General features: G+C 58.7%; 8 protein-coding genes and 1 pseudogene. 6 read left to right on the top strand and 3 right to left on the bottom strand.

The annotated features are described in order from the left end of the window. Nucleotides 1-2: 2 nt before the first annotated feature. Nucleotides 3-902 carry a YicC/YloC family endoribonuclease gene (locus tag JWS10_RS20290; protein WP_299509603.1) on the bottom strand — a complete coding sequence of 300 codons (900 nt, stop codon included), beginning with the start codon at nt 900-902 and terminating at the stop codon, nt 3-5. A 170-nt stretch (nt 903-1,072) separates the two neighbouring features. Between JWS10_RS20290 and JWS10_RS20295 the strand changes: the two genes are divergently transcribed. Beyond that, nucleotides 1,073-1,720, top strand: a complete 648-nt coding sequence (locus tag JWS10_RS20295; protein WP_299509605.1) for a PAS domain-containing protein — start codon at nt 1,073-1,075, stop codon at nt 1,718-1,720. Nucleotides 1,721-1,854: 134 nt separating this feature from the next. Here the strand turns inward: JWS10_RS20295 and JWS10_RS20300 are convergent, their stop codons facing one another. Continuing rightward, nucleotides 1,855-3,225 carry a class II 3-deoxy-7-phosphoheptulonate synthase gene (locus tag JWS10_RS20300; protein WP_299474275.1) on the bottom strand — a complete coding sequence of 457 codons (1,371 nt, stop codon included), beginning with the start codon at nt 3,223-3,225 and terminating at the stop codon, nt 1,855-1,857. Nucleotides 3,226-3,377: 152 nt separating this feature from the next. On the opposite strand from JWS10_RS20300, the gene JWS10_RS20305 reads away from it, so the two are divergent. Beyond that, nucleotides 3,378-4,403, top strand: a complete 1,026-nt coding sequence (locus JWS10_RS20305; protein ID WP_299474272.1) for a GlxA family transcriptional regulator — start codon at nt 3,378-3,380, stop codon at nt 4,401-4,403. Between the two features lies 1 nt (nt 4,404). On the opposite strand, the gene JWS10_RS20310 is transcribed toward JWS10_RS20305, so the two are convergent. Then, nucleotides 4,405-4,815 (bottom strand): DUF805 domain-containing protein, encoded by a 411-nt coding sequence (locus JWS10_RS20310; RefSeq protein ID WP_299509606.1) that lies wholly within the window; start codon nt 4,813-4,815, stop codon nt 4,405-4,407. 315 nt (nt 4,816-5,130) lie between these two features. Here JWS10_RS20310 and JWS10_RS20315 point away from each other — a divergent pair, with 315 nt between their 5' ends. The 4 genes and pseudogenes from JWS10_RS20315 to JWS10_RS20330 all read left to right on the top strand — a co-directional run. Continuing rightward, complete coding sequence (locus JWS10_RS20315; protein ID WP_299474266.1) at nt 5,131-6,321, top strand: ABC transporter substrate-binding protein; 1,191 nt, start codon at nt 5,131-5,133, stop codon at nt 6,319-6,321. A 140-nt stretch (nt 6,322-6,461) separates the two neighbouring features. Continuing rightward, on the top strand, nt 6,462-7,250 hold the full coding sequence (locus JWS10_RS20320) for an ABC transporter ATP-binding protein (RefSeq protein ID WP_299509607.1): 789 nt from the start codon (nt 6,462-6,464) through the stop codon (nt 7,248-7,250). Then, nucleotides 7,243-7,953 carry an ABC transporter ATP-binding protein gene (locus JWS10_RS20325; protein ID WP_299474260.1) on the top strand — a complete coding sequence of 237 codons (711 nt, stop codon included), beginning with the start codon at nt 7,243-7,245 and terminating at the stop codon, nt 7,951-7,953. The genes JWS10_RS20320 and JWS10_RS20325 overlap by 8 nt, the downstream gene beginning before the upstream one ends. Before the next feature lie 4 nt (nt 7,954-7,957). Further along, nucleotides 7,958-8,126 (top strand): annotated as a pseudogene (locus tag JWS10_RS20330) (branched-chain amino acid ABC transporter permease); the annotation flags it as partial.

Below are 8,126 nucleotides of genomic sequence, written 5' to 3' on the forward strand. Positions count from 1 at the left end.
GATTATTCCACGTTTTGAACCTGTTCGCGCATCTGATCTATCACGGTCTTCAGGTCAAGCCCGATGCGGGTCAGCGCGAGGCTTTGCGATTTGGAACAGAGCGTGTTGGCCTCGCGCATGAATTCCTGCGTCAGAAAATCGAATTTGCGACCGACTTGGGCCGGATCAATTAGCAAGGCACGGGCGGCGTCGATGTGGGCGCGCAGGCGGTCGAGTTCTTCGGTGACATCGTTTTTCACTGCGATCAGGGCGAGTTCTTGGGCAAGACGGGTCTCATCGACGCCTTCGGCATTGGCCAGCACTTTGGCAAGCGCGTCGCGCAGGGTGGTGGGGGCAGCATCTCGGCGCGCGGTGGCTTCGGTGTCGGCTGCTGCGGTGAGGTCGGCGATTTTGTCGAGTTGGGCTGCGATCACGCTGTTCAGGGCGGCACCCTCGGCGGCACGCATCGCTTGGAAATCGCTTAGCAATGCGGGCAGATCGGCGAGGATGGCGGTGCGGATTGGGGCGGGGTCGGTGTCGGCGCTGTTGGCGTCGATGACACCGCGCGCGGCGAGCACGTCGGCGCTGGTGGGCTGGCCGAGGGTGACGCCTGCGGCCATCGCGGCATCTTCGATTTGCGCCAGTGCCGACAGCACGGCGGACAGCGTGGCGGGGTTGAGGCGGAGCGTCTCGGCACCCTCAGCCGCGCCATCACGGGCGACTTTCAGCGACAGGCTGACATTGCCGCGTTGCAGGGCGCGGCTGAGTTCCGCGCGCAGAGCGATTTCCAAACCGTCGATCCAATCGGGCAGACGCAGGCGCAAATCGAGGCCCTTACCGTTAACCGAACGGATGTCCCAAGACCAGTTATGCCCCGCCCCCTGCCCCTTGCGCGCGGCGAAACCTGTCATGGAAACTGTCATTCTGCGTTCCTTTTGCGCCGCATTCTGCGTGGCGCGGTGTTTACCAGTTGTCCAGATCGTCAACAAAACAAGCGTCAAAGTGTGTATCTTAACTTATCAGTAATCAATCTTCGGTTGCAGAATCTGCACGGTCAGATTGCAAAAACTCAAAGCCTGCTGGAGGGCGTGCGATGTTAACTTTCTTTGGTAAGGGGCCGAATGGCAAGGGCGGTCAGCATGTCGGGTCGTCGGCCGAGACTTTGGCGGTTTTGCAGCAGGTGCGCGGCTACTGGGAGGCTTTGCGGGTGGCGGGTGGCTTACCTTCGCGAGCGCAGATTGATCCGCGCGGGATGGCTGATTGTTTGGACAAGGTGTTTTTGATCGAACAGATAGCACCCGGTCTGGCGCGGTTTCGGTTGGCGGGGATGGCGCTGAACGACCTATTGGGGATGGATGCGCGCGGGATGCCGCTGTCATCGTTGTTTGAGCCAGTGGCGCGGGCGCGGATTGGGCAGGATTTGGAGCGGATGTTTGCCTCTGCCGCGATCATGGAGGTTGGGCTGGAGGCGGAGCGTTCAGTGGGGCGGCCAGCCTTGTCGGGGCGGATGTTGCTGTTGCCGCTGGCCGTTGTTGCGGGCGCGCCGAAGCTGGCTTTGGGGTGTTTGGTGACCGAAGGCGTCTTGGGTCGGCAGCCGCGCCGGTTTGCGATCTCGGGTCTGGTGCGGGAATTGGTCGCGGGATCGGGATTACGAGTGGTGCCGGATGCAGCGTTTGTCGAGCCTGCGCTGCCGCGGAGTTCCGGGCGGGCGGAGTTGCGGTTGGTGAGTTCGCGTCTGTAGCAGCAGGCGGGGAAGCAAGAAGGGGGCTGTCTGCCCCCTCGGCTTCGCCTCTCCCCCGAGGATATTTGGACCAATGTGAAATGGATAAGGGCGGGGAGTTTATTCCCCGCCCTTTAGTCAGGAGACTGAATAGCTTACAGCGCGATGCGACGGTCGGAGTCGCGTTGAGCCGAGAGTTCTTCCGAAACCAAAAACGCCAGTTCCAGTGATTGCGAAGCGTTCAGGCGCGGATCGCAGGCGGTGTGGTAGCGGTCGGACAGATTTTCATCGGTCACGGCGCGCAAACCGCCAGTGCATTCGGTGACGTCCTGGCCGGTCATCTCAAAATGCACGCCAGCGGGAATGGTGCCTTCGGCTTTATGGATCTGAAAGAACTCGCGAACCTCGCGCAGCACCGATTCAAAGGGGCGGGTTTTGTAGCCCGACGCCGCCTTGATGGTGTTGCCGTGCATCGGATCGCAAGACCAGACCACGTTGGCACCCTCTTCCTGCACAGCTTTGATCAGGCGCGGCAGGTTTTCACCGACTTTGCCTGCACCAAAGCGCGCGATCAGGGTCAAGCGGCCCGCTTCATTGGCCGGGTTCAGTTTCGCCATCAGCACTTTCAGATCGTCCGCCGTGGTCGTCGGTCCGCATTTCAGGCCGATCGGGTTCAGCACGCCGCGCGCAAACTCAACATGCGCGCCATCGGGCTGACGGGTGCGGTCGCCGATCCAGATCATATGACCCGAGCCTGCCACATTCTGGCCAGTGATGCTGTCAACGCGGCAGAGCGCCTCTTCGTATTCCAACAACAGCGATTCGTGGCTGGTGTAGAAATCGACGGTGGCAAGCGACGGGGCTGAATCGGAATTGATGCCAGCAGCTGACATGAAGTCGAGCGCGTCGGAAATTCGGTTGGAGATTTCGCGGTAGCGTTCGGCTTTGTCATGTTCCGCGAAGCCAAGGGTCCATGAGTGGACGCGGTGGATATCGGCGAAACCGCCAGTCGAGAAGGCGCGCAGCAGGTTCAGGCTGGCAGCGGCTTGGGTATAGGCTTGCAACATCCGTTGAGGATCGGGGCGGCGGCTGTCCACCGTCGCCTCAAAGCCGTTGATGATATCGCCACGGTAGGATGGGTATTCGACGCCGCCGATGATTTCGGTGCCAGCCGAGCGCGGCTTGGCGAATTGGCCCGCCATGCGACCAACTTTGATCACCGGAACTTTCGCACCATAGGTCAGCACGACCGCCATTTGCAGCATGACGCGGAAGGTGTCGCGGATGTTGTCCGCCGAGAATTCAGCGAAACTTTCAGCGCAATCGCCACCTTGCAGCAGGAACGCCTTACCCTCGCCCGCCAGAGCGAGTTGCTTTTTCAGCTTGCGCGCCTCGCCTGCAAACACCAGCGGGGGATATTTTGCCAGCTGCGCCTCTACCGAATTGAGCGCAGCGGTGTCTGGATAATCGGGCATTTGCACACGCGGCTTTGCGCGCCAATCCGACTTTGTCCAACCTTTGGTCATGGAAGTTCCCCCTCCGTTAGCGATACCGGGGCGGTATAGGAAAATTATGCGCGAAAGCAAAGAGCGAAAGGCCGTTATTGTGTATGGTTCGCCCTTGCGGCGGGCGGTTTTTCCTGTTTCCTTGCACGAAACCGACATAAATGGGTCGCAACATGTCCTCCCCTGCCCGCAAAGCCACGCAAGTTGAAAAAGCCGAGGCGCCGCGTCGCTTCGTCTTCTTGCTTTTGGACAAGTTCACCATGATCAATTTCGCAGGCGCGATAGAGCCTTTGCGGCTGGCAAATCATGTCACGGGCTACCCGGTTTACACTTGGGCATTGTGTGGCGAAGGCGGGGTGGAGAAGACCTGCTCCAGCGGTGCGACCTTCAAGCTGGATTTCGGTCTGGATGAGGTGGACCGCGAAGACACCATTTTGGTTTGCGGCGGCATTGAGATTCAGAAGACCACCACCAAGCCGGTGATCGGTTGGCTGCGGCGTGAAGCGCGGCGCGGCGTGGCGATTGGCGGGCTTTGCACCGGGGCTTATGCTTTGGCGAAGGCCGGGTTGCTGGATGGCAAGAAAGCGACGATCCATTGGGAGAACCAAGACGGATTTGCCGAGGAGTTTGAGGACGTCAAGCTGACCAAATCGGTGTTCGTGATGGATGGCAATCGTTGGTCAACGGCGGGGGGGATTTCGTCGATTGACCTGATGCTGCGGATCATCGCTTCGGATCATGGTGAGGATTTGGCGAACAATGTAGCCGATCTGATGATCTATTCCACGATCCGCACCGATCAGGACACCCAGCGGCTGTCCATTCCGACGCGGATCGGGGTGCGGCATCCGAAGCTGTCTCAGGTTATTCAGATGATGGAAAACGCCATCGAAGACCCGTTGAGCCCGGCGGATCTGGCGGAAGATGTGGGGATGTCTACGCGGCAGTTGGAGCGGTTGTTCCGGCGCTATCTGAACCGCTCACCCAAGCGTTATTACATGGAACTCAGGTTGCAAAAGGCGCGTAACCTGTTGATGCAGACCGATATGAGCGTGATCAACGTGGCTTTGGCTTGCGGCTTTGCCAGCCCGTCGCATTTCTCAAAATGCTATCGCAGCCATTACAATACCACGCCTTACCGCGAGCGGGGCACCCAAGGGATGCCCAGCCCGGGTATTGGTGTGCGGTTGTCGATTTAAGCTAGAACACGCTGGCGTTGGCGCCGCCCTGCGGATCAGCGCTGAAACGGTTGCTGCCGACGGTGCCACGCGTGCAGAACCAGACCAGCAAGATGATCGCGCCAACGAGCGGGATCAAAGCGATGAACAGCCACCAGCCGGATTTATCCACGTCATGCAGCCTGCGCACCGCGAGTGCCAGGCCGGGCAGCAGATTGACCAGCATCCAAATCGTCGAGTACAAACCGCCGACCACCGCAAAGTGCATCGAGCCGCCGCCCGCACTGTAGGAACCGCCGCCCTCAAGCAGTGCTATGACGAGGCCCACGGCCACGTTGAACAGGGTAAACCACCAATAGGCGGAGCGTTGCGAGCGACCGGAAAAATTGACGTAATTGGCATAAGCAGACTTCACGGCTTCGACAAAATTCATTTGAGACCTATTGGCTGATTAATCGGCTGATGAATGCGGCGACGCTGCACCCTGCCCGCATCAATGTCCAGAAAATGCAGCGCAGATCGCTGTGCCGCCGTATTTTCGAGCAGTTGCCCTAGATTTCGCCATAGTTTCCGCCTTGACCACTACTTCAAACTTGAAATGAAATTGATCCAGCATTACCCAGCTTGCAACCTGTCGCGTTCCACGATGACTTCATGCATGAGAAACCTGTCCTTCAAGATGCTTTTCTTTTGCAAGACGTCGCTCTAGGCTCGACGGCAGGATTACGATCCAACATGGGAGCTAACAATGAAAAAACTGCTTTTGGCCTCGGCGGCAACCGCCCTTATGGCTGGCGCTGCTTCGGCGGAAGATGTGAAAATTGGCGTGCTGATCGGCTTTACCGGGCCTATCGAATCGCTGACCGGCCATATGGCCAATGCGGCGGAACTCGCAATGTCGGAAGCCAACGCTTCGGGCAAAGCGCTGAACGGCTGGAACTTTGTTTCAGTGCGCGCAGATGACACCTGCGGCGACTCGGCAGCGGGTACTGCGGCGGCAGAGCGGATCGTTACCGCTGATGGCGTCAAGGGCATCATGGGCGGCGATTGCTCGGGTGTGACCGGCGCAATCTTGCAAAACGTGGCGCGTCCGAACGGCATCGTAATGGTTTCGCCTTCGGCGACCTCGCCTGCGCTTTCGACCGCTGAAGACGATGGCTTGTTCTTTCGCACCGCACCTTCGGATGCACGCGAAGGCGAAGTCATGGGCGATATTTTGGTTGAGCATGGCGTGAAGTCGATCGCACTGACCTATTCCAACACCGACTACGGCAAGGGTCTGGCAGAGGCTATCTCGGCAGCCTTTATCGCTAAGGGCGGCACCGTCACCATCAACATCCCGCATGAAGACGGCAAGGCTGATTACTCGGCTGAGGTGGCTTCGTTGGCGGCTGCTGGTGGCGATCTGCTGGTCGTTGCAGGTTACCTCGATCAAGGTGGCAAGGGCATTGTCCAAGGTTCGCTCGATGCAGGCGCTTTCACCAAATTCGGTCTTCCGGGCGGTATGGTGGGTGACAACCTGCCAAAACAAATCGGTCCTGCGTTGGATGGTTCCTACGGCCAAGTGGCACAGTCGGACAGTCCCGGTGCGGCTATTCTGACCGAAATGGGCAAAACCAACTCCGCGCCGTTCGACGCAACATCGCCCTATTCGATGGAATCCTACGACGCGGCTGCCATGATCATTTTAGCGATGCAGGCAGCAAATTCCACCGATTCCAAAGTCTACAAAGACAAGATGATGGAAATTGCCAACGCTCCGGGTGAGAAAATCCTTCCCGGCGAAATCGGCAAAGCTTTGGAGCTTCTCGCTGCTGGCAAAGACATCGACTATGATGGCGCGTCGGGCGTGGAGCTGATCGGACCGGGCGAGTCTGCTGGTCGTTACAAAGAGTTCGTCATCAAGGACGGCAAATACGAAACCGTCAAATTCCGTTGATTTCGGTCTGAGATAATCTTGCACGGCCCGGGGTTACGCCTCGGGCCGTTGCTGTAGGAAGCAAGCCCGCATGGATTTCCATGCAAGTAAAGCACGCTCGCATGGGGTTCCATGACAAGAGGCGGCGGACAGGGGGACGTATGATCGTTGTCGAAGACCTTCACAGGCATTTCGGCGGCTTTAGGGCCGTTGATGGCGCTTCGTTGGAAATCAAATCTGGCTCGATCACTGGGCTTATCGGTCCGAATGGCGCGGGAAAGACCACGCTGTTTAACGTGATCGCCGGGCGGTTGCCGCCGACGAGTGGCCGGGTTTTGATGGCGGGCGAAGATATCACCGGCCTGCCACCGCATGAATTGTTCGCCAAGGGCCTGCTGCGCACGTTCCAGATTGCGCATGAGTTTGGCAGCATGACGGTGCGCGAAAATCTGATGATGGTGCCGGGCGCGCAATCGGGCGAGTCGTTGTGGAACGCCTGTTTCCGGCGTGGCGCTGTGGCTGCCGAAGAACGCCGCATTCGCGAGAAGGCCGATGAGGTGTTGGAGTTTCTGACCATCACCCATCTCGCCGATCAACGCGCCGCCAATATCTCGGGCGGGCAGAAGAAGTTGCTGGAATTGGGGCGCACCATGATGGTGGACGCCAAGATCGTGTTTCTGGATGAGGTTGGCGCAGGCGTGAACCGCACCCTGCTGAACACCATCGGCGATGCGATCATCCGTTTGAACAAAGAGCGCGGCTATACGTTCTGCGTCATCGAGCATGACATGGATTTCATTGGCCGCCTGTGCGACCCGGTGATCTGCATGGCCGAGGGCAAAGTGCTGGCGCAGGGGACGGTTGAAGAAGTGAAGAACAACGAAAAGGTCATTGAGGCTTATTTGGGCACCGGATTGAAGAATAAAGTGAAGGAGGCCGCGCATGGCTGAACCCTTCCTGATCGGTGAGAATATGACGGGCGGCTATGGCCCGGTTGATATTCTGCACAACTGCACGATTGCTGTTGAGCGGGGCCAGATCGCGGTGATCGTCGGGCCGAATGGTGCTGGCAAATCGACCGCGATGAAGGCGGTGTTTGGGATGCTGAACCTGCGTGGGGGTCGCGTGTTGCTGGATGGTGAGGATATCACCAAGCTTAGCCCTCAGGCCCGGGTGCACAAAGGCATGGGTTTTGTGCCGCAGACCAGCAACATTTTCACCTCGATGACGGTGGAAGAAAACCTTGAGATGGGTGCGTTTATTCGCACCGATGACATCAAGGACACCATGGCGCAGATCTATGATCTGTTCCCGATTTTGAAGCAAAAGCGGCTTCAGGCGGCGGGTGAGCTTTCGGGCGGGCAGCGCCAGCAGGTTGCGGTGGGGCGGGCGCTTATGACGCAGCCGAAGGTTTTGATGCTGGATGAGCCGACTGCCGGGGTGTCCCCCATCGTGATGGATGAGCTGTTTGACCGCATCATCGAGGTCGCTCGCACTGGAATTTCCATCCTGATGGTAGAACAAAACGCCCGCCAAGCCCTTGATATCGCAGACAAAGGCTATGTTCTGGTGCAGGGTGCCAATCGCTTTACCGACACGGGCCAAGCGCTGCTTGCCGACCCCGAAGTCCGTCGTTCGTTCTTGGGGGGCTGAGGCCATGGATATGCTCAACGCCCTTGTGGCTTTTTTGAATTTTGTCGTGGTGCCGGGCTTTGCCTATGGCAGCCAGATCGCCTTGGGCGCGCTGGGACTGACCCTGGTGTTCGGTATCCTGCGGTTTTCCAACTTTGCGCATGGCGATACCATGGCATTTGGCACGATGTGGG

Source organism: Cypionkella sp. (assembly GCF_028290025.1).
In the GTDB taxonomy this organism is placed as follows: Bacteria; Pseudomonadota; Alphaproteobacteria; order Rhodobacterales; family Rhodobacteraceae; genus Cypionkella.